This window comes from Sphingobacterium sp. E70 (genome assembly GCF_019285695.1).
In the GTDB taxonomy this organism is placed as follows: Bacteria; Bacteroidota; Bacteroidia; order Sphingobacteriales; family Sphingobacteriaceae; genus Sphingobacterium; species Sphingobacterium detergens.
This window is the reverse complement of sequence record NZ_CP079104.1, coordinates 3,136,700-3,157,628: the sequence shown is the minus strand read 5'-3', so window position 1 is coordinate 3,157,628 and position 20,929 is coordinate 3,136,700. Positions and strand designations below refer to the sequence as shown.

General features: G+C 40.9%; 35 protein-coding genes and 2 pseudogenes. 11 read left to right on the top strand and 26 right to left on the bottom strand.

Going from position 1 to position 20,929, the window contains the following annotated elements:
- Position 1: 1 nt before the first annotated feature.
- The 18 genes and pseudogenes from KUH03_RS22415 to KUH03_RS22335 all read right to left on the bottom strand — a co-directional run bounded on the left by KUH03_RS22415 (position 2) and on the right by KUH03_RS22335 (position 9,622).
- Positions 2-370: a SusD/RagB family nutrient-binding outer membrane lipoprotein gene (locus tag KUH03_RS22415; protein ID WP_257086932.1), complete on the bottom strand. Its 369-nt coding sequence runs from the start codon at positions 368-370 to the stop codon at positions 2-4.
- A 14-nt stretch (positions 371-384) separates the two neighbouring features.
- The gene (locus tag KUH03_RS22410; RefSeq protein WP_257097239.1) at positions 385-534 is read right to left on the bottom strand and encodes a hypothetical protein; all 150 of its coding nucleotides are present in this window, start codon (positions 532-534) and stop codon (positions 385-387) included.
- 91 nt (positions 535-625) lie between these two features.
- A complete protein-coding gene (locus KUH03_RS22405; RefSeq protein ID WP_257086931.1) occupies positions 626-934 on the bottom strand; it encodes a hypothetical protein in 309 nt (102 codons plus the stop codon).
- A 95-nt stretch (positions 935-1,029) separates the two neighbouring features.
- The gene (locus KUH03_RS22400) at positions 1,030-1,986 is read right to left on the bottom strand and encodes a hypothetical protein (protein ID WP_257097237.1); all 957 of its coding nucleotides are present in this window, start codon (positions 1,984-1,986) and stop codon (positions 1,030-1,032) included.
- Positions 1,983-2,852, bottom strand: a complete 870-nt coding sequence (locus KUH03_RS22395) for a hypothetical protein (RefSeq protein WP_257086930.1) — start codon at positions 2,850-2,852, stop codon at positions 1,983-1,985. The genes KUH03_RS22400 and KUH03_RS22395 overlap by 4 nt, the downstream gene beginning before the upstream one ends.
- Positions 2,852-3,037 (bottom strand): hypothetical protein, encoded by a 186-nt coding sequence (locus KUH03_RS22390; RefSeq protein ID WP_257086929.1) that lies wholly within the window; start codon positions 3,035-3,037, stop codon positions 2,852-2,854. Before KUH03_RS22390 ends, KUH03_RS22395 begins: the two co-directional genes overlap by 1 nt.
- Positions 3,034-3,171, bottom strand: coding sequence for a hypothetical protein (locus tag KUH03_RS22385; RefSeq protein WP_257086928.1), 138 nt, complete (start codon positions 3,169-3,171; stop codon positions 3,034-3,036). The genes KUH03_RS22390 and KUH03_RS22385 overlap by 4 nt, the downstream gene beginning before the upstream one ends.
- Before the next feature lie 9 nt (positions 3,172-3,180).
- Positions 3,181-3,393 (bottom strand): hypothetical protein, encoded by a 213-nt coding sequence (locus KUH03_RS22380; protein WP_257086927.1) that lies wholly within the window; start codon positions 3,391-3,393, stop codon positions 3,181-3,183.
- The gene (locus KUH03_RS22375; protein WP_257086926.1) at positions 3,351-3,560 is read right to left on the bottom strand and encodes a Plug domain-containing protein; all 210 of its coding nucleotides are present in this window, start codon (positions 3,558-3,560) and stop codon (positions 3,351-3,353) included. Before KUH03_RS22375 ends, KUH03_RS22380 begins: the two co-directional genes overlap by 43 nt.
- A complete protein-coding gene (locus tag KUH03_RS22370) occupies positions 3,482-4,021 on the bottom strand; it encodes a carboxypeptidase-like regulatory domain-containing protein (RefSeq protein ID WP_257086925.1) in 540 nt (179 codons plus the stop codon). Before KUH03_RS22370 ends, KUH03_RS22375 begins: the two co-directional genes overlap by 79 nt.
- A 298-nt stretch (positions 4,022-4,319) precedes the next feature.
- Positions 4,320-4,940: a peptidoglycan recognition family protein gene (locus KUH03_RS22365; protein WP_257086924.1), complete on the bottom strand. Its 621-nt coding sequence runs from the start codon at positions 4,938-4,940 to the stop codon at positions 4,320-4,322.
- An 83-nt stretch (positions 4,941-5,023) separates the two neighbouring features.
- A pseudogene (locus KUH03_RS46410) lies at positions 5,024-5,980 on the bottom strand (SusD/RagB family nutrient-binding outer membrane lipoprotein); the annotation flags it as partial.
- A gap of 141 nt (positions 5,981-6,121) precedes the next feature.
- Complete coding sequence (locus KUH03_RS46405) at positions 6,122-6,580, bottom strand: SusD/RagB family nutrient-binding outer membrane lipoprotein (RefSeq protein ID WP_306429101.1); 459 nt, start codon at positions 6,578-6,580, stop codon at positions 6,122-6,124.
- Between the two features lie 161 nt (positions 6,581-6,741).
- Entirely contained in the window at positions 6,742-7,038 is a 297-nt protein-coding gene (locus tag KUH03_RS22355; RefSeq protein ID WP_257086923.1) for a hypothetical protein, read from the bottom strand.
- Positions 7,035-7,244: a hypothetical protein gene (locus tag KUH03_RS22350; RefSeq protein WP_257086922.1), complete on the bottom strand. Its 210-nt coding sequence runs from the start codon at positions 7,242-7,244 to the stop codon at positions 7,035-7,037. The genes KUH03_RS22355 and KUH03_RS22350 overlap by 4 nt, the downstream gene beginning before the upstream one ends.
- A gap of 261 nt (positions 7,245-7,505) precedes the next feature.
- Positions 7,506-8,108, bottom strand: coding sequence for a TonB-dependent receptor domain-containing protein (locus KUH03_RS22345; protein ID WP_257086921.1), 603 nt, complete (start codon positions 8,106-8,108; stop codon positions 7,506-7,508).
- 4 nt (positions 8,109-8,112) lie between these two features.
- Positions 8,113-8,772 carry a hypothetical protein gene (locus KUH03_RS22340; protein ID WP_257086920.1) on the bottom strand — a complete coding sequence of 220 codons (660 nt, stop codon included), beginning with the start codon at positions 8,770-8,772 and terminating at the stop codon, positions 8,113-8,115.
- 112 nt (positions 8,773-8,884) lie between these two features.
- Complete coding sequence (locus KUH03_RS22335) at positions 8,885-9,622, bottom strand: TonB-dependent receptor plug domain-containing protein (RefSeq protein ID WP_257097235.1); 738 nt, start codon at positions 9,620-9,622, stop codon at positions 8,885-8,887.
- Between the two features lie 454 nt (positions 9,623-10,076).
- Here KUH03_RS22335 and KUH03_RS22330 point away from each other — a divergent pair, with 454 nt between their 5' ends.
- The 6 genes from KUH03_RS22330 to KUH03_RS22305 all read left to right on the top strand — a co-directional run bounded on the left by KUH03_RS22330 (position 10,077) and on the right by KUH03_RS22305 (position 14,366).
- Positions 10,077-10,796 carry a carboxypeptidase-like regulatory domain-containing protein gene (locus tag KUH03_RS22330; protein ID WP_257097226.1) on the top strand — a complete coding sequence of 240 codons (720 nt, stop codon included), beginning with the start codon at positions 10,077-10,079 and terminating at the stop codon, positions 10,794-10,796.
- A 149-nt stretch (positions 10,797-10,945) separates the two neighbouring features.
- On the top strand, positions 10,946-11,491 hold the full coding sequence (locus tag KUH03_RS22325; RefSeq protein WP_257086919.1) for a hypothetical protein: 546 nt from the start codon (positions 10,946-10,948) through the stop codon (positions 11,489-11,491).
- A gap of 103 nt (positions 11,492-11,594) precedes the next feature.
- Positions 11,595-12,362, top strand: coding sequence for a TonB-dependent receptor (locus KUH03_RS22320; protein ID WP_257086918.1), 768 nt, complete (start codon positions 11,595-11,597; stop codon positions 12,360-12,362).
- Positions 12,363-12,528: 166 nt separating this feature from the next.
- Positions 12,529-12,825 (top strand): hypothetical protein, encoded by a 297-nt coding sequence (locus tag KUH03_RS22315; protein WP_257086917.1) that lies wholly within the window; start codon positions 12,529-12,531, stop codon positions 12,823-12,825.
- Between the two features lie 247 nt (positions 12,826-13,072).
- Positions 13,073-13,681: a RagB/SusD family nutrient uptake outer membrane protein gene (locus tag KUH03_RS22310; RefSeq protein ID WP_257096672.1), complete on the top strand. Its 609-nt coding sequence runs from the start codon at positions 13,073-13,075 to the stop codon at positions 13,679-13,681.
- A 175-nt stretch (positions 13,682-13,856) separates the two neighbouring features.
- Positions 13,857-14,366, top strand: a complete 510-nt coding sequence (locus tag KUH03_RS22305) for a RagB/SusD family nutrient uptake outer membrane protein (protein ID WP_257096670.1) — start codon at positions 13,857-13,859, stop codon at positions 14,364-14,366.
- Positions 14,367-14,398: 32 nt separating this feature from the next.
- Here the strand turns inward: KUH03_RS22305 and KUH03_RS22300 are convergent, their stop codons facing one another.
- From KUH03_RS22300 to nagA, 8 genes and pseudogenes are all read right to left on the bottom strand, one after another.
- Entirely contained in the window at positions 14,399-14,953 is a 555-nt protein-coding gene (locus KUH03_RS22300) for an acyl-CoA thioesterase (RefSeq protein ID WP_257096669.1), read from the bottom strand.
- 214 nt (positions 14,954-15,167) lie between these two features.
- A complete protein-coding gene (locus KUH03_RS22295) occupies positions 15,168-15,506 on the bottom strand; it encodes a hypothetical protein (RefSeq protein WP_257096667.1) in 339 nt (112 codons plus the stop codon).
- 13 nt (positions 15,507-15,519) lie between these two features.
- Positions 15,520-15,879 (bottom strand): family 10 glycosylhydrolase, encoded by a 360-nt coding sequence (locus KUH03_RS22290; protein ID WP_257096665.1) that lies wholly within the window; start codon positions 15,877-15,879, stop codon positions 15,520-15,522.
- A complete protein-coding gene (locus KUH03_RS22285; RefSeq protein ID WP_257096663.1) occupies positions 15,876-16,214 on the bottom strand; it encodes a family 10 glycosylhydrolase in 339 nt (112 codons plus the stop codon). The genes KUH03_RS22290 and KUH03_RS22285 overlap by 4 nt, the downstream gene beginning before the upstream one ends.
- Before the next feature lie 35 nt (positions 16,215-16,249).
- A pseudogene (locus KUH03_RS22280) lies at positions 16,250-16,387 on the bottom strand (hypothetical protein); the annotation flags it as partial.
- Positions 16,388-16,440: 53 nt separating this feature from the next.
- Positions 16,441-16,644 (bottom strand): family 10 glycosylhydrolase, encoded by a 204-nt coding sequence (locus KUH03_RS22275; protein WP_257096661.1) that lies wholly within the window; start codon positions 16,642-16,644, stop codon positions 16,441-16,443.
- 319 nt (positions 16,645-16,963) lie between these two features.
- Complete coding sequence (locus tag KUH03_RS22265) at positions 16,964-17,122, bottom strand: amidohydrolase family protein (protein ID WP_257096657.1); 159 nt, start codon at positions 17,120-17,122, stop codon at positions 16,964-16,966.
- Positions 17,074-18,123: an N-acetylglucosamine-6-phosphate deacetylase gene (gene nagA / locus KUH03_RS22260; RefSeq protein WP_257096655.1), complete on the bottom strand. Its 1,050-nt coding sequence runs from the start codon at positions 18,121-18,123 to the stop codon at positions 17,074-17,076. The genes KUH03_RS22265 and nagA overlap by 49 nt, the downstream gene beginning before the upstream one ends.
- A gap of 231 nt (positions 18,124-18,354) precedes the next feature.
- Between nagA and KUH03_RS46400 the strand changes: the two genes are divergently transcribed.
- The 5 genes from KUH03_RS46400 (at position 18,355) to KUH03_RS22240 (ending at position 20,384) form a co-directional block, all read left to right on the top strand.
- Positions 18,355-18,486: a DUF6728 family protein gene (locus tag KUH03_RS46400; RefSeq protein WP_306429691.1), complete on the top strand. Its 132-nt coding sequence runs from the start codon at positions 18,355-18,357 to the stop codon at positions 18,484-18,486.
- A gap of 131 nt (positions 18,487-18,617) precedes the next feature.
- Positions 18,618-18,881 carry a Rid family detoxifying hydrolase gene (locus KUH03_RS22255; protein ID WP_306429690.1) on the top strand — a complete coding sequence of 88 codons (264 nt, stop codon included), beginning with the start codon at positions 18,618-18,620 and terminating at the stop codon, positions 18,879-18,881.
- 163 nt (positions 18,882-19,044) lie between these two features.
- Positions 19,045-19,794, top strand: coding sequence for an EamA family transporter (locus KUH03_RS22250; protein WP_257096653.1), 750 nt, complete (start codon positions 19,045-19,047; stop codon positions 19,792-19,794).
- 71 nt (positions 19,795-19,865) lie between these two features.
- Entirely contained in the window at positions 19,866-20,039 is a 174-nt protein-coding gene (locus tag KUH03_RS22245) for a hypothetical protein (RefSeq protein WP_257096652.1), read from the top strand.
- A gap of 75 nt (positions 20,040-20,114) precedes the next feature.
- Positions 20,115-20,384: a hypothetical protein gene (locus tag KUH03_RS22240; RefSeq protein WP_257096651.1), complete on the top strand. Its 270-nt coding sequence runs from the start codon at positions 20,115-20,117 to the stop codon at positions 20,382-20,384.
- Positions 20,385-20,929 lie beyond the last annotated feature (545 nt).

The following is a 20,929-nucleotide window of genomic DNA, read 5'->3' as shown; positions in this document are numbered from 1 at the left end:
ATCAGCATGCGGGACAAACGAGGATCAGTAGATGATTTTGGATTCTCAATTGGCGTACCACGAAGTCCCCCGTAAGGTAACTGACAATAGGCTTCCCTGCACGGTTATAATAGGAAGTTGTATAGATCCCAAACAAAGCACTTACCACATTCGCATTCGCAGACTTATCTCCAGTAAACTTGACTCCTGCATCGTCTGCGATAGATTGAAAGGACAGATCAACAAATTTTGCCACAGAATCGGCATATTTACTTTTAAAATCCTGCTTATTGACCAAATGAATATATTGTATCGCTTTCAAACCATACACAAAACGCCGCCACTGCTCCATATTACCCCGATATAAATTATCTCCTTTTATAGAATTCAATGAAGCACTATAATCTATCGGACTTTTTTATCGAGGTATAACAATGCCGAATCACACCATTGCCTTACTTTTGCATAGACCTCCGGCTGGTCATTGTATTTGAACGAAAGTTGGTTTGAGCGAAATGCCTCATCTAGGATAACCGGCCCATGATAGTCCGTCAGAGATTGGTACCCCCAAGCTTTTATCGCATAACCAATCGCCGCATACTCATATTTTCATTCTCCAACGCATCTTTTATCATTCGCTCCAGATTCAATCCCAGATCAAAATATACCATACGCCACATGACACCCCAACATCACTTCTTTCCGGGAAACCGTGTTTTTCCCAAATTTTGGAAGAAACATCACTACTCCCACCAAGAATTGTCTGATTAAATTTATTCATCTGACGCTGATCCTGCGAATATCCACTTGCCATTTGCGCTATAATAGGCGCCAACAACAATTCCGCTTTCACCAACTGTGGATTAGACGGATTTTCATTTATATCCAGGTATTTTTTGCAACCACTCATCAGCATGAGTACAGCAACAACGATTAAATAGAAACGTTTACGCATCTCTTTTTCCTCCTATAATTTTAAAGTAAGACCAAAGTTAAAACCCCTAGGTTTCGCCATGTTTCCAAAGTCGATACCATAACCACCAATACCACCTAAGCCAGGGTATTCATATTACTTTCAGGATCTAATCCCGTATAATTTGTAAACAAAAAAACATCAGTAGCTGTAACAAATACGCTCAGACCAGCTTGTGCTCCAATTTTTCGTGTCAGATGCTTCGGCAGGTTATACCTCAACGTAACATCACGTAAACGCACCGTATAGATATCCTTTTCTATAAACATCTGCGGCTCTGTATTGACCGTATAATACCCAGAAGAAGAATAAGGAGTCACAGCAATCCGATTAATTGTTGGATTTTCGCTATTCTGCAAACCATCCTCCAGCACCCCTGCAATCACCCGGGGCTCCTCTCTATTCAGCGTTTTAGAGGACATACCATTGATATACAACCTATAATCCAAACCATTCAATACATCTCCACCTTTCCGCCAGTCCCACAAAAATGTAAGGTAAAAATCTTTATAGGTTAATTTATTGACTATTCCAAGCGTAAAATCAGGGATTCGATCTCCAATAGGATAATAACGATCCGTACCCGCTATTGGCAAGCCTGTTTGCGCATTGATCAAAACATCTCCACGATCATTTCTTTTGAATCGAGTGCCCGTCAAAGTACCGATACTATATCCAGGAACCACGCCAGAGCGAACACCACCCAATACCTGCGTATCCGATTCATAAAGCTCCGGAAGGTCCTCCGCCAGCGACAGCACCTTACCTTTATACTGTGTAAAGTTGAACGTTAGATCCCATTTTAGATTATCCCTACGGATCGGGTTAATCGTTGTCTGCAATTCCGTACCATAAGTTTTCACCTCGCCTCCGTTCATCATGCGCAGTACAAATCCGGAACCATAGCTCAATCTAGGCATAATAATCTGGCCGGTACTTAACCGATTAAAATAACTAAAATCAAAGGTCAACCTACGATCCAACAACGCCAGTTCTAAACCTGTTTCAAAATCCCTCGTTTTTTCCGCCTTCAGATTAGGATTCCCGCCATTGACACCATAAGCAAACCCGCCCCTGTCGTATTCTTTGGTTCAAAATTTGAGAGCGTATAGTAACTCTTATACGGCGCTTTTCCTGTAGTACCTACTGAAATCCGATACTTTCCATTGGTCATCCAAGAAACCTTGTCCTTGAAAAAATCCAGATCAGTAAAATTAAAAGCCAATGAAGCAGAAGGATAGGCAAAATATGGATTATTAGGCATCATACGCGAGGCCGCATCCAAACGCCCTGTCAAATTCAGGTAAACCATATCGTTTAAATATCCAAATCCGGTCTGCGCCATAAATCCTACTGTTCGAAAATTTGCAGCAGCACTCCTTACAAGTCTTGAACTTGGAAATGTATTATTAATACTATAAAAATCCGGATCATAGAAATCCTCACCATATTGTGAATTTGTCAAAAAGTCATAGTCTTTAAATTCAGCACCTAGATTTGCACGAAAAGAAAAATCCTTTGATAAATTCTTTTTCACATTTGCCATGAACGAGCCCGAAAGAATACGTCCATTTACAGTGTATTCATTAATTGAACCATTCCTCATAGCCGTACTGGAACCAGAACCCGAAAATGACTGTGGATGATACACACTCTGCCCTAATGTATTCGAAAAATCGATACCGATAATCCCATTCAAGCTCAACCAGCTGTTTGCACGATAGGAGATATTGGAGGTCGCAAGCACACGATTAACCACGTCATACGCTGTATTCCGATAAACATCCCAAAAAGGATTATCTCTTTCATTAAAAATATCGGAATTATGAAGCACCCGATTACCTTTATCATCTATCCAATCACGTACATCAAAAATCGGATTGAAACTCATTAATGTCATCAGATAGCCAGAAGCCCCCGTCTAACCTTATCATTTTTTGAATAAATATAATTCAATGAGGTATTGAACTCTAATTTATCACCAAACTTAGCCGTGCTGTTTAACCGTGTTGAAAAACGTTTATACAAGGTATTGGGTACTACACCGGTATTGTTATTATATTCATTTGACCAGCGATAAGTCACTTTTTCGGTTCCCCTTCAAAAGCCAAACTATGTTTTTGGTTATAGCCTGTAGTGAAGAAATTTTTTACATTATCTTCATAGATATGAACACCTTCGATAGCGCGGGCCAAGCGCAGTCGACGCTGTTCCATCATAGGAGCCATTCAACCCCTGCGCATACACATACTGTCTTTCAGGAAATTTATTAACGCTTTCAACACGTCCCGAGAAGGTATAATTCGCAGTAAACTTGCCAGCTTTTCCTTTTTTGTAGTAATTAAAATTGCGCCACCAGCACCTTGACTACCAAACTGAGCTGTAGCTTCAGGCCCCTTCAAAACTGTATAGGTCTCGATATCATCTGGATTGATATCCATAGCTCTATTGAATAATCCAAACTCTGGTTAGCCCCATTACTTGCAAGATCATTCTCATTGATGGTAGAATTATTGATCGGTATCCCATCTACAACAATAAGCGCATTATTATCTCCTGATATGGATGCAAACCCTCTAAGTACAATTTGCGCGGAAGCACCGGGCAAACCACTTGTACTATTAATAGATAAACCTGGGACACGACCTTGGAGGCCTTGAAAAAGGATTCCCGTTGGGTATCTGAGACATCCTCACCTGAAACAATTGGCGTTGAATACCCTAAGGACTTCCTATCCCTCTTGATACCATAGGCCGTCACGATGACCTCGTCTATTGCGGCACTGTTATCAGAGAGCACAACATTAATTACCGATCGACCCTGAATATTCTCTTCGGTAGACGTATAGCCTACAGATCGAAAAATCAATGTCGCACCGTCACTTACTGTAATTTTGTAAGCACCGATAGAACTGGTAGCAGTTTGCGTGTTCTTTCCTTTTTCTTGAACAGTAACGCCTTTTAACGCTTCACCTTTTGTATCAGTCACTTTACCTGTAATGACTTTTTGGGAAAAAGCAGTACAGTACATACATAGTAAGCTCATTAGCAAGAGCAGACTTCTTTTCATACTTAAACAATTTAATTCGTTAACTAGGTTTTATAACTTTAAAACTCCCCTTCCCAGCAAGTAGCTTAGATTGGGAAATTTCTCAAATCCTCAATTATTTACAAAATGAATCTCAGGCAAAATATTGGTTTATATATTTCTTTAATCAAATATAGCATAAAAACGCATATATTAAAACAAAAATAGTTTTAAAACGCGCAATAACGAAAAAGCCGAATAAACAGGATTTATTCGGCTTAATAATGTAAAAAAATAACCTACGGCATTTTATTTAATTGCAGATCAACTAAACGTCCCCTCAGCGCATGCATAAATTTATCCCCGGGATCATCTTTACCAGTGATATATTTAGGATCAGTTTCCTTCCACCAGGAAGTTTTTTAAAGCGTTGATATTCATGGTGCCCGATCACATATTCAATAGCGTGTTTTTTACGAAGGTAGCGGATCAGTTCTTCATTTGCTTTCAATTGCGCATCCGTCAAAGGATTCTGGCGGCTGCCTATATTTTCGATACCAATTGCACAATAATTGAGACCAATGGTATGTCGGGCAAAGATAGTATCGGGCAGAAATTGATAGATTGTTCCATCACGGTCGATTACAAATTGAGAAGATACATTCAAGGGGCTCGCCTTTGTCAGTTCAGGTCTGCCCGGCAGTTTCACAGGATTGAAGGTGTTGAATGTTGCTTTTACACTGTTGTTAGCCGTCCAATGCACAACAACCATCTTAGGCTGTATCGTTGGTGCAGCTTGACTTAGCCCATGTCTATTTTTCAGATAATCCAGAGACAGCTGTATGCGCTCTTGATTCCAGGTGATAGGCTTTTGAACAATCTTGGGCGATTGAGCAAATAAAACTGTCACAAACAGACAGTGAACAAATAACAAAAAGATCTCATCATACAAATCTAACAATTTTAACATTTAGACCAATAAACACGACAGCAGTAAAAAGGCTTGAAGGAAAACTTCAAGCCTTTAAAAAGATAAATTCAATATTATTTCTTATCCCAAAACACTGGTTTAGCCGTATAGGTTACATTCTGCACATCTGGATCTGCAGCAATCACTTGAGCGTAATTATATTGAATCCCATATGTGGGCACATTAAATCGTCTTGGCCATAAATCTTGAGTAGGAAACGCAACTGTATACGCAAAACCAGGACGAATAAAACCTTTATAAATACCTTGAGTTTCGTTATAGGCACCGGATGCATCCGTACAATAATCCAAACGTCGTACATCATTGAACATTTCAGGCGAATAGGATAAAGCAATGTATTTTTGAATCATTATATGACTCAATGTCAATACATTTACATCTTGAACAACAGATGAGCTCGCTAAAAATGCGACAGAATTAACACCAAGCAAGTCACAATGTGCTTTGATGCCATCTTTATATGCTTGAAGCGCTTGAACTTTATTTCCCTGTCTAAAATAAACCTCCGATTTGACAAAGAACATTTCAGCATTCGTCAACAAAAGACCTTTTGCGCTTTTAGTTGTATACCAAGTTCCGGTACTTGTAGCAGAAGATCTTAAAGCGCCATATTTAGGTTCAGAAGAAGGAAAACCATTAGCAGATAAAGTCGACAGATCTACCCCCACTGTACGAGACTGAGCACCATTTGTGATAATATTAGGTATCAATAAGGAAGCCCGGGGATCCTCTACACTATTATTTCCTTTCGGTGCACCAGTATAGTTATTCAAGATATAATTGAGATACAACTGGCTTAAACGATTTGTATTATTATTCGCATATTGCAATGAATTTGTTGCGGCATTCCCTGAAACAGCTTCATCCTGATATTGGTATATAGCAGATTCGGCCGTCGTTTTAGGCGCTTTTTCAATATTTGCCAATATTGCAGTCGGATCGTATTTATTAGTTTTAGACAAATGATTTAACATTCTTACCTTTAAACCATAAGCCAACTTAATCCACTTTTGAACATCCCCCCATACAGATAATCTCCCTTTGCAAGCTCCGGAGCTCCTTCATTTTGACTTTTTGCAAATATTCGATCCCTAGATCCAATTCCTTCAACGCTTTTTCATAGATATATTCACCTTGATCATATTTAGGCGTCATATTCCCCCAACAAATGCCTCATCATAGGGAACCATTCCATACATATCCGCAAGGTTAGCAAAACCCCAAGCCCACATGACTTTTCCCACGCCATAATAGTGATTCGCTCCAGCTTTCTCCGCTGCTTTTAACATATCAGGGATATTTACCGCGCAATAGACATACCACGATTGATAAGGCCAGTTAATGGATGCACTGGTAATATTCCACTGCGTCAAATTCCAGTTATTAGCTGAATTATTGGCCGAAACAAGTTGCTGCGATAAAATTGCTCCTCGAGTTCCTGCACTCTCATAACCGTCTACAAACTGAGCTAAAATTGGAGGAAGCCTAAGATCGGCAGTGGGAACAGAAGTATTTGGATTATTCGGATTATCATTTACATCCATCCAGTCTTTACATGAAGTAATCAAAGCCCCGCCAATCGCTATACATAACAATATTTTACTTTTCATTCGATTAGAATTTTAAATTAACACCAAACGTCACACTCTTCGTATTAGGCACCCCAGCATAATCCACCCCAACAGAACCGGAGCCCCTTACACCAGCGCCAGCAGCGCTGACCTCTGATCCATACCTGAATAATTTGTAAACAACAATAAATTAGTCGCATTCAGTGTAAAGTTCGCCCCTTGATCCACTTCACGCTCTGGAAGACAGAACTTGGCAAATCATAAGACAAGTTAACAGAACGTAAACGCAACCAATTCACTGTTTCGACAAAATTCGCGGTTTGTTGTGCATAGATATTTTGATAATAATATTGGTCCAAAGTAATCTCCCGCGTAACTTGCTCGAGTTGTTTTGTTGCCGGATTAGTAGCAACCCCAGTTAGCAACATTTTATCACCTCTATTTTCAGTATTTTTACTCAGACCGTAGTACGCTAGCTGATATTCTGTTCCATTCAATATATCTCCCCTTTTCTAAAATCAAATAAAAACGAAAGGTTCCAATTTTTATATGTGAAACTATTATTCAATCCGCCCAAGAATTTAGGTTCACGATTTCCAACCTGATAAGTTGCATTCCCATCCGATGACGGATATCCTGTAGTCCAATCTAACAATAATTCACCATTTTCATTTGTTCTCCATTTTTTACCACTTATCCCCATGAAGTCACCATCATTAAAGGAAGCTGCTTTACCATCCGCAACCTGAACATCTGTTACATATAATATCGCTAACCCCCAGGTAAAGCATTTACTTTGCCTTTATTATGAGACATATTCAATGCTAGATCCCACGAAAAATTTTCTCTTTTTATTGGTGTAGCATTGATTGTCAGCTCTAAACCTTTATTCTGCAAATTACCTGCATTTACATATTGAAAGATACCCCAGTAGCATTATCAACTCTTGGAGACAGGATCTGATCTACGGACTTATTATTGTAATAAGTAAATTCAACACCCAAGCGATTGCGCAAAATTTCAAATCCGTACCGATCTCAAAAGATTGTGTTTTTTCAGGCTTAAGATTCGAATTCCCTAAAGTCCATGAGTTACGGAAACCTCCTCCTATAGTATTCTGTGGAATCTCAAGATAAGAGTTTGTTTGATAAGCTGGCGCATCCTTACCTACTTCTGCCCAAGAAGCCCTTAACTTACCATATGTAAAAACATCATTTTTTGGCAGTAATTCAGAAAAGATCAAACTTCCACTAAAAGAAGGATACATAAATGACCGATTCTGTATTGGCAAGGTTGAGGACCAGTCATTCCTCAGCGTCGCACCTAAGTACGCAAAATTTTTATAGCCAACCTTAAAATCTCCGAATACCCCTAATCGGCGAATTTGGGTCAGGTTATCATAAACAAATTTGTCTTTATCGGCCGCATTATTAAACGCATAAAAGTTCGGCAAAATAAACCGTTGCGCTTTAGTCGCATTAGTTTTAGTATTTAAGTCTTCTGTAGCAACCCCCAGTAATAAACTCAAATCCCAATTTTGGGCCACTACTTTATGCGCATTCAGCAAGAAGTTATGGTTTGTAAACGTATACTACTGGTAACATTTTGTGACAACATCCCTTTTTGATATTGTTCCACAACAGATGATCCCGCTGAAATTTTTGAAGTATAGGTTGAGGTATAATTATCAATCCTAACCGATAGGTAAAATCTAACCAATCGGTGAATTTAGCATTCGTATAGAAAGTTCCCAGAAACCTGTTTGTTTTATCCGTTTGCGGATTCATATTAACAGTCCAATACGGATTATCAATATTTGCTTCCAGGGAAATCGCCGGAAGCAATAAATTTTGACTACCGTCAGCGTTCTGCCAGTTCTTCATATTAGCATTACGTGGATAAGCAATAATAGATTCCAAATAACCATTACCTCCTGTTCCCCACAGCCCCGTCCCAGTCAAAGTTTTAGTTGTTTTACTCTGTGAGAAAGCCGCATTACCTCCAAAAGTCATTATCCCTAAACGCTGTTCTCCGTTTAAACGAAAGTTTGTTCGATCATAATCTGTTGTCGGAATAATTCCCGTCTGTTTGAGATTACCTCCTGACAAATAAAAGTTACCATTTTTATTACCACCGGTTACATTAAAATTGTTGTCATAGGTATAACCAGTCTTAAAGAAGTCACGCAAATTATCATAAACTGTCTCACCATCAGCAAATTTATTCCCCAAGAAAAGTTACTATTTGGATCGACAGTTCCGGACAAACTAGTCCCCTGTTTGTAAATTCCTTGTTGTTTCGGTAATTTATTTACCCAATTTGCACTTACACGCGAGTTTACCCCTATTGAAACGGCACCATCTTTACCTTTTTCGTCGTAATCACTATCGCTCCGGCCGCTGCTCGAATACCGTACAAAGCCGCCGCAGTCGGCCCTTTGAGAACAGAGATAGATTCAATATCTTCTGGATTTATATCCATCGCCCTATTTCCTGAGGTTGTCGAAATATTCGTTGAACCATCAAATGCAGACATATCTCCGACACCTGTCGAATTGTCTATCGGCATACCATCAATGACAAATAAAGGTTGATTATCTCGCTCTAGGAAGTTCCCCACGGATAATAATAGAAGCTGAAGCTCCCGGGGCGCCCCAGAATTCGTAATATTTAAACCAGCAATCTTTCCATTCAATGAATTGATTACATTCGGATTCTTATTCTTCATCAATTCATCAGCCTTGATATCTTGAACAGCATAACCTAAAGCTTTCTTCTCCTTCTTAATCCCCATTGCCGTGACAACAACCTCCTCTAAAGCTTCTTCACTGCCTGACAAAGCAATATTGACGGTAGCATCCGTACCAACAGCTTGTTGTTGTTCTTTAGAACCCACAGCCCTAAAGATCAAAATATCCCCGGGCTCGGCTTTAATCGTAAAACTTCCATCTGGATTAGTTTGTGTGCTGACAGGTTTACCTTTGATGCTGACAGTAACATTTGCCATAGACCCACCATCTGAGGCATTCGTCACCTTACCTGTAATCGTTTTGGTCTGTGCCCATAAACTGGTAGATAGCATCACTCCTGAACAGAATAAAGAGTAATTTTTTATTCATGGTATTTAGTTAGTTGTTAATAACTGATCATAACGGAGGTTCCAGCCCGAGGTTTACACCAATTATAATACAATACTATAAAAAGCAGTTTAGTTATGCAAGTTTATGCATAAGTATTTGAAAAAGAATTAAAAATAATCGAACTACCGCATCCCCAAACAGCAAAACACCCCAGAAATACACTTAAAAACACATAAAAACGCAAAATATAGCAAGAAAATTACAAAACAGCATAGACAAGCTATTTAAAATCCTATATTTATATCAAATAAGACCACAATAGGCATTCTATTGGCTTAAAATCTGAATTTATGATAAAACACTTACTAACCAGCAAAGCACCTTATCGCTATTATGCGCTTTTAATGCTGCTCGGAGCAAGCTCCGCCGCATTAGCACAGCAAAAAAAAATACACGATCAAAGGTAAAGTGACAGATTCCCGCACCGGACAATCTGTCCCCGGAACAACCATTAAACTCAAAGGAACTAACCAGTCCGTTAGCACCAATGCCAATGGAGAGTTTACATTAACCACATCCATCAATCCTGGAAAGTACGATCTTGTATTATCCAATGTAGGCTATGCTCCGACTACGACCAGCATCGAACTGGGAAACCAGACAACCCTTACCCTCACTCCAAGTCTCCAGGAGGATTTAGTACGGATGAATGAGGTAATTGTTATCGGTAACGCTGTTGGAACAAGCCGTAAGGTCTTAGGCAATGCCGTATCGACCGTCAACGCCAAGGATATTGCCAATAGTAATGCAACCTCCATTGACCAGGCCTTAACCGGAAAAGTCGCCGGCGCACTAATCTCCCAAAACTCCGGGAACCCTGCCGGCGGTATCAGCGTGCAATTACGCGGCCCTAGTTCCATCGTTGGGAGTGGCAGTCCACTGTATATTGTGGATGGTGTTATTGTCAACAACTCTTCTGCGGAGCTATTGGACCTAGGTGGCTATAGTCAAAACAGATTGGTCGACATCAATCCCGCTGACATTGAAAACTTTGAGATTATCAAAGGTGCCGCAGCGGCCGCCATCTATGGTTCCCGGGCCAGCAATGGTGTCGTGCTGATTACAACAAAAAGGGAAAAGAAGGAAAACCTACTTTTACCTTTAGCTCAAGCCTGAAAACCTCTTCTTTACGAAAAAAACTTCCGTACAACACCTACAACAAAACATTTGTCAATACAACCGCTACCGATCTGACGCAAACTGATGTCACAAGATACGATTACCAGGACAAAATCTTTCAGACCGGTATTGGTACGGATAACAACATGTCTATTTCAGGTGGAACCGCCGGTACAAAATACTATATCAGTGGCACGTACCTCAATAATCAGGGGATTATCAAGAATACCGATTTTACCCGTGCTGGACTCCGCGCTCGTTTGGACCAAGATCTCAACTCCTGGCTGAAACTTGGTGCGGGGATGAATTATGTGTATAGCCATTCCAACGAAATACCTAATGGCGGTATGACCGAGGCTTATGGTGCATTAACAGGGTTTATTTTCAGCAATAATTTTATTAATCCCGAAAAAGACCAAAATGGGAAATACCCTTCCACAACACCTGTCGCTGTTGTAAAACGTACCAACCCATTAGAGGCGATTAACAACTTCAAGTTTGCACAACGCACAAGTCGCTTTATTGGAAATCTATCCTTACAGGCGAAACCTACTGAAGGGTTAACATTAAATTATGTGCTTGGTTTTGACAACACCAATTCTCTCGGACAGCCTACATCCCACCAGGGAACACAACACCATCCTACGAGCAGGGCTACGCACAACGCGCAGACATCAGCACCTTTATGCTAAACAACGATTTTAATGCCTCTTACCAGACAAAGATTGGAGACTGGCTGGAGTCGACTTCCGGTGCGGGTCTAACTTTTCAAACTGAAAAAACATGTCGACCAACATGAAGGCCACACAAATGGGATATGGCGGTGAAACAGTCAATAATGGCGTCGTTGTACCAACGGAACTCCGCTCTGATATGAATATTTTCGGTGCCTTCTTCCAACAAACATTCGGGATCAAAGAGAAACTGTACCTAACAGGTGCTATTCGCTATGATATGTCCTCTGTTTTTGGAAGCGAGAATCGTAGCCAATTCTATCCAAAGGTAAGCGGAAGCTATGTCTTATCCAATGAACAATTCTGGCAGAATTCGGCCATCAACAATGTTTTCTCAAGTTTTAAGATTCGGGCCTCTTATGGTCAATCGGGAAACCTTACCGCATTGAGCCCCTTCAGTAGATACACCAATTATTCGCCGCTGAACACTGGCGGCATTAATGGAATTATTCCCACGGACCTCATGGGCAATGAAGGCGTAAAACCCGAACGTCAGGAAGAGTTCGAAGTAGGGACAGACCTCAGCATGTTCCATGATCGTTTAGGGCTAGAGTTTTCCTATTATCGAAAAAATGTCAAAGATCTCCTTATGAACATCAACTTGACACCTTCCACAGGTTATATGTCTCAATACGCAAACATTGGAACAATGACCAATCGGGGAATGGAGCTCTTATTACGAGGTGTCCCTATCCTAAAAGAAAACTTCAAATGGAATATTACGGCTGTTTACTCCCATAACAAAAACGTCGTCAATAATGTCCCAGGAGGAATATTAATGTACGCTGCCGGATTCGGGCAAGTTGCAGCAGTCAACGGATCCCCTTAGGCGCCTTCTACGCGACTTACTTTGCTCGAAATGAGGATGGATCCATTTATCACAATGCGGCTGGTCTTCCGACAACAGCCAAAGTCGGAAAAGACAACAATGGTGTCCCTACAGGTGCCACACTTAAAAAGTCATTGGCGACCCTAATCCAGACTGGACTGGATCCTTGATCAACGAAATCAATGTCGGATCAAAATGGACTTTTAGAGCTCAATTGGATGCCGTCGTCGGACAGGATGTCTTTAATTTCACCAGACGTGTCGGTGACCGTGACTTATATGGTGGTCTTGCAGGCTATGAACCAGAGCTACGTGGCGAAGTCCCCAAAGGCACCTCCGCAGCATTATTCTCCATTATGGAAAACTGGATTGAACAAGGATCCTTTGTCAAAGTAAGAGAAGTGTCCGCATCTTACAATTGGGCACGTCCAAACTCAAAGATTAAAAATATCCGTTTTCTCTAGCTGGCCGCAATTTATTCTCTTTCGACAATTATAGCGGCTGGGATCCTGAAGTTAATGCTGCAGGCCAGAGCAATGCTGTCCGTGGATTCGATTTCGTTGAAGTTCCACTGCCAAGACAGGTTATTGCAGGAGTTAATCTAACATTTTAACTTAACAATATAGGATAACCATGATGTTTAGAGACCCTCGGATCGTTGAATGAATAAAACCATTCGCAGGTATTATATCATCCTTAAAAAATATTTCAATGAAAAAGATTTTCAACTATAAACTGTTCCTATTTGCAGCACTGGCCATGAGCCTCAATAGCTGTAAAATGGATGTCCCAAATATAAATCAACCAAGTGGAAGTGCTGTTCCAACAACTCGGGAAGGGATTATTGCCATTAGCGCGGGTTTACAGATGTACTATTCGACAAATGGGATAGCCGCAACTTATTTTTACCCCGCAGTCACAGCGCGTGAACTCAAAGGCGTTGCCACATTTACCAACACGTTAGAACTCGAAGCAGGAGGCACCGAATTACCCACTGCAAATGGAAATATTCTGACATTATGGTCCAGTATGCAAAAACTCCTTGGTATGAGTGAAAGTGTGCTGAACAACGCTTCATCTATCAGCACCTTAACGGGCGGAACACTATCCGGCACATTGGCAAATGCTCATTTATACAGAGCAATAGCACTTGGCGCACTGGCAACAAGTTTTGAAAAAGCGAATACACAGACTCAAAAGGATGGCAAAGTAGCTTTCGTTGATAGACAAGCTGTTCTTGCGGAAGCAATCAAATCCTTGAACACGGCAATTGCCCTGGTACAACAAACCCCATATCATCGGAATTTACATCGACGGTAACGGGCTCAACCATTAACTTGCTGAATTGCCTACACGCTTTCAATGCTCGCTTCAACCTCATGGCCGGAAATTTCCAGCAGGCCTATAGCGAAGCTAACCTTGTTGATTTAACGAAGAAAAGTACGTTCACCTATACAGCAATAAGCGTTAACCCCTTTGGAATCAGACCAGTATTTTGAAATATTACGTTGTTAGGGAAAACTTAGGCCTCCCGACAGGTCTATTTGAAACTGGTGATAAACGTCTTGACTTCTACACTAAACTTAATGGCACAACACTCCAGCTTAAAGGCTTTTCGGAGACACAGAATGGAGAAGTTCCCGTTTACTTACCCGACGAAATGAAACTGATCAAAGCCGAAGCCTTATTACGCAACAACGGTTCATTGACCGAGGCACGCGATCTGATCAATGAAGTTCGCACCCAAACGGCCGGCGATCTATTCAATGTCAACGCCGGGTTGCCCGCATATGCTGGAGCCATCAACAAAAATGATCTACTGCTCGAAGTCTATAAACAACGCTGTGCAGAATTGTTTATGTCAGGCTTACGACTGGAAGATAGCAGGCGATTTGGTCGTCCTGCCCCACCACAAAATACAGCCGAACGCAACCGGAATTTCTATCCTTACCCGGATCAGGAAAGAATCGGTAATCCGAATACACCTGCAGATCCAGAAATCTAAAAAATAGCGGGCTATCACAACAAGATAACCCGCTATTTTTTTAATGCAATCCTGACATCATAATGCGCCCTGATATAAGCCTGTTGCTCTAAGGAGTCCTGCTCCAGATCATGAATCGCACGATCACGTTCTTTATCCACTTCCATCTTTACCACACAGCGATAAAAACGAAACACGTCTTTCTCATTCTCTAGAATCAACCGAGGCACCCGCGCAGGTTTACCCGTTTCATCTTTAGCGACCATGGTAAAATAAGAGGAGTTGCAATGTTTTGTTTCACCTGTTTGGATGTTCATTGCCTCCACCCGAATCCCCACCTCCATAGACGAATTGCCTACGTAATTAACCGAAGCGATCAAGGTCACCAGCTCGCCTACCTCAATCGGCTTCAAAAAATCAACCTTACCAACAGAAGCCGTCACACAATAATGTGCCGAAAACTTAGAGGCCACCGCAAAGGCTATTTGATCCATCAAGGACAAAATATAGCCTCCATGGATCTTTCCGCCAAAATTAGCATTGGATGGTAACATCAACTGTGAAATTCGGATCACCGAATCACTAACGGTTTTATATATCTCTTCCATATCCCTAAATTTACCCCAGACAGATTGAAATTCAAAACAAAATCACTGTGTTTCAGCAAATCCCACTATTTCTGATCAAAAAAATACAAATCATCCCGATCAACCGAAATCTACCGGAATGATATCCGAAGATGAGGATTTAACCATCCGTAAAGAAACGAGGGCTATCCGAACAGATTCAGATAGCCCTCGTTTAAATCATATAAAAATGTCGCTATTTTACCTTTTCAGCAATATAAGGACTTTCATTGCTCAAACGATCGATCGCTTTAACCGCAACATATTGCAGTTTTTTATTATTCAATGTCGTCGGTACATCTTTCGTTGTTACGCCTGGTTCCAAGATCTCATACGTCCATTGACCACCATAGTTCAGGTATAACACCCATTTTGCCACCTGGTCCACTTGTTGATGCTGCCATTTCAAGAAAATATTATTCCCCTGTGGCGTCAGCAATAAGCTCGGTTTCAACAACGGGTTCGCATTGAGCCATGGTGTTGTTGGTACCAAGGCTTTAGTTTGATAAGGTCCATCCACAAGCGCCTGCGTCATTGCCGGATTTTTGTTAGACCAGCCAAACTCCAGTGAATAACACCTTCACGATTATTCGGTAAAGATCCCTTGCCGCAGCAACCTGATTGACAATCTCCTGTACATATTCCGGGCCACGTCTCCCAACGGTATTGATCCCCGGCCAAAGGTGACGACCCATTGTATTTTCACTTTCCCACCATTTCAACAAAGCCGTATAACTTTGCTTTGCCGGTTGGATAGGCCAATAAAGCTGTGGTGCAAAATAATCGATCCAGCCTTTGTTCAACCAAAGTTTAGCATCAGCATATAACATATCGTATTGACTTGATCCTTGTATTCCCGCAGGATAACCCGGTTTCCAGATCCCAAAAGGACTGATCCCAAATTTCACAAAGTTCTTTTCTTTTTGATATCCTTGTAGATACGTTCGATAAAGGTATTCACGCTGTTTCTTCTAAAATCACCACGCGACAGGCTGCCACCATTACGTTTAAACTCATTATAGCTATCCGAATCCGGAAAGTCCTGGCCACCATTGTATTCAGCATAAGGATAGAAATAGTCATCAAAATGCACCCCATCAATATCATAGCGCTTAACAATATCCATGACCACACGGGCAGCATGATCCTGTGTCGACTGTTTTGATGGGTCAAACCAATAGTAGCCCTGTTTTAATTTCACAACAGATTCCGGCATCTTGCGTGCCATTGATGCCGAAGTCACCGCACCACCGGCGGTATGGTGCGCACGATAAGGGTTTAACCAAACATGAAGTTCGATCCCCGTTTGTGTGCCTGTTCAACCCAAAATTCAAGTGGATCATAATAGGGTGATGGCGCCTGACCTTCAGTTCCTGTCAAAAAATAAGACCAAGGTTCAAGATCACTTTTATAAAAAGCATCCGCTGAAGGACGTACCTGGAAGACAACCGCATTAAAATTATTGTTCTTTAAAAATCCAAAATACCGATCGCTTCCTGCTGCTGCTCAGCAGTACTAAGGTAATTTTTGCTCGGCCAGTTGATATTCGCAACGGAAGCAACCCAGGCAGCACGAAACTCGCGTGGCACAGCTGGAAGTTCAACAACGATATCCTTCTTCTTTTCAACAGCAGGCTGTTCTTTAGTCTCTTTAGTTTCGATTGTATTTTTCATCCGCTCTCTTTTTGGAATCGAAGGTGGATCTTTTTACAATTTCAACATTGGTCTTTGTATTAACAGGTTCTTCCTTCTTATTTTTCTTGGATGAACAAGAAGACAAAAGAAAGACTGCCGTAGCTAAAAATAATAAGGAACGTTTCATTAAGCGATAAAGTATAGTGTTTTTTTCAAAATAACCCCAAAACTAAGCTAAATTTCAATAGAAAAGAAATTTAGCTTTCTTTCATCCTTCTTAAAATATATTTCTATCAGATGAAAATCACAGCATATAAGTCAATTGCAGATTACAACGTAATCTACCCCAACAGGCTCATCAATAGCGCAGTTCCCCTTTGAAGATAACATGCTCCAACTTGAAGTCATCCGTAAACACGATGACATTGGCCATACTTCCTGTATTCAGGTTTCCGATATCGCTTCTTCCTAGTAGATTCGCCGGATAGGTTGTCGACATCCGGATCGCTTCGTCCAACGGAATCCCGACCTGCTGTACACAGTTTCTGATTCCTTCAAATAGGGAAATTGCTGCCCCGAAATCGTGCCATCCGGCAAGGCGTAATAACCATCATTCAACACATGCTGATAGATCCCTTTATTGCATGCCGCGACAGCGTCAGTGATCATAAATAGACGGTCGCCCATTTGCTTTTTAGCAATTTTCACAGCTTCAAAGCTGACGTGATGTCCATCGACAATAATACTCGAACAGGCTCTGTGATGGTTAAAAACAGCTCCGACCAAACCCACCTCGCGATGATGCAATGGGGACATGGCGTTAAACAGATGTGTACTTGTCGGAATTCCCGCATCATAGCCATGAGTCCCTTCGGCAAAAGTAGCATTACTATGCCCTGCACTCAGCAACAACTGATACGTTTGTAAATACCTCAGCACCTCATCCGAAATACATTCGGGAGCAATCGTCATCATCTTGACAACCTGACTTCCCTCGAGCAGATCTTCGATCCGTTCTTTCGTCGGTGTTATAATCAGTTCTTCAGGATGAGCACCACGTTTTTTTGCATTCAAAAATGGACCTTCCAGATGCAGTCCCAAAAATGCATCATGATGATAATCTTCAGCAACGCGAATGGCTTCTTTAAATACTGGAATAGTATTCGTCGCCAAAGTCATCATATAGGAAGTCGTCCCCTTATCAATCAATCCATTGGAGATCCGTTCCAATGACGCGAGGCTAAGTTCAGCAGAATAAAGATCCGAACCATCGCCATATAGCTGCAGATCAACCAATCCGGCACAGATATTGGCACCTTTGACGTCAAGAGACTGATATCCCACTGGGATATCCTTATCATCGACGGTCCCGACTATTACCCCACCATCCAAAAGCAAAGCCTTCTTCTCTATAATTTCATTCCCGGTATAGATCTTACCACCTATTAATGCTGTTTTCTTCATCAAAATAATTTTTACATTTTTCCTTTTCAACGCTTCAAATGGGATACTTTTCATGCTGAATATATTGACTTACAATCCTCTCGAAAAGCTTCCGACATGAAATTCGCTGTAACAATCCGCATTGTAACATGTGTAGGCCTTTTCAGTATTTCCTTTCCTCGTAGGCTCAACAGCAAATTTTACACAGCATGCTTCTATTACTAAAGTTAGGATTTGTCTTCACGCTATCCCAAAGTTTTTACTTTTTAATTTTAACTTTTTAATTTACTGTCGTAACTTAGTTCCATGTACTTTTTCAGAAAGCGCAACGCTGACCGACCCACCAGTGGCAGTATCAAAGCCATGCATATCATTAATGCAACGGCTATTATTGTCTTTTTATTGGGGTTGATCTATAAAATATTTTTTTCATCCTAAACAAGCGACCATGTCAAAAAAGAGATCTTAAATACAGACAAAGCTCCAGCAGCGATCGGCCCCTATAACCAAGCAATCAAAGCGGAAATACCCTCTATGTATCCGGACAGATACCACTTGTTCCAGAGACCATGGAACTGATATCTTCAGGTGTAAAAGATGAAGCACATCAGGTTTTGAAAAATGTGGAAGCCATCTTAACAAATGCTGGATATACATTTCAGGATGTTGTCAAGGCCTCAATTTTTTTAAGTGATATGGGTAATTTTGCTCTCGTAAATGATGTTTATGCGGAATATTTCAAGGATGCACAACCGGCACGTGAGTGTGTAGCGGTGAAGACATTGCCAAAGAATGTCAATGTCGAAATTTCGGTCATTGCCTGGAAAGATTAGTCCGTGGAAAATAATAACGAAACTGTAAGCCGCGGAAAATATCTTTTCGCGGCTTTTTGGCGCCCTTTATTTGGGGCTTCATGTCCATTCCTGTTCGGTGGATACGAGAATATCCTGCCGAAGATATTCTATATTTTAGGATCGTAACAGCCCTTGGAGTGCTGTGGCTCTATCTCCTATTATTTCAAAGAAAGACGCTGCGTGCAGATATTCAAAAGTTCAAAACCTCCCACGGAACCGCAAAATTCAACAGACCGGTCTCACTATTCTCGCGTCCCTATTGATCTTCGGGAATTGGTTTACCTATATCTATGCCGTCAATCACATCAGCATCCAATCCGCGGCATTGGCCTATCTCACCTGCCCCTTGATCACCGCTGCAGCAGCCTATTTTATCTTAAAAGAAGAACTGCGCCCCTTGCAAAAGCTGGCCTTGCTCATTGCCTTTGGCAGTGTTTGTCTACTGGCCAAGGGCTCATTGAATGATGTTTTATGGGCCGCAACCATCGCGACCTGCTATGCCTTCTACCTTATTGTGCAGCGTATATCGACAGGTTTCAACAAACTTAACCAATTGGTCCTCCAATTGAGTATATGTGCGCTATTTGTTGTCCCGAAGCTGATCTATAATCACCACGACATCCCCACAGACCCTATTTTTTGGGGTACTATTTTACTGATCGCTGTTGTCTTCACCATTATCCCGCTTTTCCTGAGCATGTATGCATTGATCGGTATTTCCTCAACAACAACAGGTGTCCTATTATACATCAATCCAATCATTGCTTTCACGCTGGCCGCGACGTATTTTCAGGAACCGGTCCCTTTTGTCAAGTATGTCGCTTATGGCATTATATTGATGGCAATTGTTCTTTTCAACAGCAGTAATTTCCAACAGGTCAGGAAAAATTAGGCTAGGATGTAGCAAAGCGGATAGTATTTACGTATTTATTGCGTAAATAACCAATAAATTAAATACTGACCATGAAACATCACAAGTTATTGTACGTTGCATTATTTTTGTTTATCGCTTTAATTTCCTGTAAAAAAGAGAATCTTTCATCGGGATATTGGGAAGAATTGGCCATTAAAAAACGGAAGGAAATTGAACAGTTAATCACCTCAAAAAAGCCACAGATAAGGAAGAATGGTATGTAAAAAAGCACAAAATTACTGGTGCGGCGAGAGCTATTTTGCCATGCACAAGTCACTTGAAAAGGATTTCGACAGACTGTGGCAGGACTATCGGGATCTTGTAAAAAGGGATTCGATGCTGGGATCAAAGAAGGCATTATTTATGAACCTTGTGACGATTACTATTGGTATGAATATTCACCATTGGAATTGGTTGTTGAGAATCAAAAAGCCAAATTAATTTTTGCACAAGATCTCTCTGCCGAAAAATGCCGGGAACTCCTCCCCGATCTTAAGAAAAAGATGGATGATTATCAAAATCAGCTTAACTGTACCGGTATTGACAAATGGGATGTTACCCCATTCTAGGATGTTATAATACCTATTTACCCTTTTCTCGAGCTAATGACTACAGCGAAATAAAGAGAATAGTAAGCCTTTACAATGCGCTTTACCTAAGGCTATCCTCCTTAGAGCGTCCAGTTTGTACACAAGGCCCTACACCAAAGTTTAAATCGCTGACCTGTGAAAACGGAAAACCAAAGGTCAACTACACTTGGAATTAGACACTTACTCACGAAAAAATTTGACACGTCATCTGGTCTATCGTCGTGCGAGCTTGCTATAGCACAGCGATGATAAATCAGATGATGCATTTTGCTTCCCAAAATCATGCTTCAACTATTACTGAAAGGCTTCAACTATAAAATTTTGAGGCCTTTTGGTGTTTAATATATCCCCAAAGATACATTTTTGGCAGAGCACAAAAATTACAAAACGATACATAACTAAAAATCAACTAATTAACATAAAAACCCCTAGTTTTGTATCAATTTTGTTTCTTAAAATTTTTGATTTTTAATCAACAGTAGTAAATTAGTATTAATTAAAGGAAATCACACTTTCCCTCACTC

Bases quoted from the DNA above. Each gene is read 5' to 3' on its own strand.
- KUH03_RS22405 (WP_257086931.1), bottom strand. From the start codon at position 934: ATGCGTAAACGTTTCTATTTAATCGTTGTTGCTGTACTCATGCTGATG.
- KUH03_RS22395 (WP_257086930.1), bottom strand. From the start codon at position 2,852: ATGACATTAATGAGTTTCAATCCGATTTTTGATGTACGTGATTGGATA.
- KUH03_RS22385 (WP_257086928.1), bottom strand. From the start codon at position 3,171: ATGATGGAACAGCGTCGACTGCGCTTGGCCCGCGCTATCGAAGGTGTT.
- KUH03_RS22380 (WP_257086927.1), bottom strand. From the start codon at position 3,393: ATGGATATCAATCCAGATGATATCGAGACCTATACAGTTTTGAAGGGG.
- KUH03_RS22370 (WP_257086925.1), bottom strand. From the start codon at position 4,021: ATGAAAAGAAGTCTGCTCTTGCTAATGAGCTTACTATGTATGTACTGT.
- KUH03_RS46405 (WP_306429101.1), bottom strand. From the start codon at position 6,580: ATGAAAAGTAAAATATTGTTATGTATAGCGATTGGCGGGGCTTTGATT.
- KUH03_RS22350 (WP_257086922.1), bottom strand. From the start codon at position 7,244: ATGGGGATAAGTGGTAAAAAATGGAGAACAAATGAAAATGGTGAATTA.
- KUH03_RS22335 (WP_257097235.1), bottom strand. From the start codon at position 9,622: ATGCTATCTACCAGTTTATGGGCACAGACCAAAACGATTACAGGTAAG.
- KUH03_RS22325 (WP_257086919.1), top strand. From the start codon at position 10,946: ATGTCTATTTCAGGTGGAACCGCCGGTACAAAATACTATATCAGTGGC.
- KUH03_RS22320 (WP_257086918.1), top strand. From the start codon at position 11,595: ATGAAGGCCACACAAATGGGATATGGCGGTGAAACAGTCAATAATGGC.
- KUH03_RS22310 (WP_257096672.1), top strand. From the start codon at position 13,073: ATGAAAAAGATTTTCAACTATAAACTGTTCCTATTTGCAGCACTGGCC.
- KUH03_RS22300 (WP_257096669.1), bottom strand. From the start codon at position 14,953: ATGGAAGAGATATATAAAACCGTTAGTGATTCGGTGATCCGAATTTCA.
- KUH03_RS22295 (WP_257096667.1), bottom strand. From the start codon at position 15,506: ATGACGCAGGCGCTTGTGGATGGACCTTATCAAACTAAAGCCTTGGTA.
- KUH03_RS22275 (WP_257096661.1), bottom strand. From the start codon at position 16,644: ATGAAAAATACAATCGAAACTAAAGAGACTAAAGAACAGCCTGCTGTT.
- nagA (WP_257096655.1), bottom strand. From the start codon at position 18,123: ATGAAAAGTATCCCATTTGAAGCGTTGAAAAGGAAAAATGTAAAAATT.
- KUH03_RS46400 (WP_306429691.1), top strand. From the start codon at position 18,355: ATGTACTTTTTCAGAAAGCGCAACGCTGACCGACCCACCAGTGGCAGT.
- KUH03_RS22255 (WP_306429690.1), top strand. From the start codon at position 18,618: ATGGAACTGATATCTTCAGGTGTAAAAGATGAAGCACATCAGGTTTTG.
- KUH03_RS22245 (WP_257096652.1), top strand. From the start codon at position 19,866: ATGAAACATCACAAGTTATTGTACGTTGCATTATTTTTGTTTATCGCT.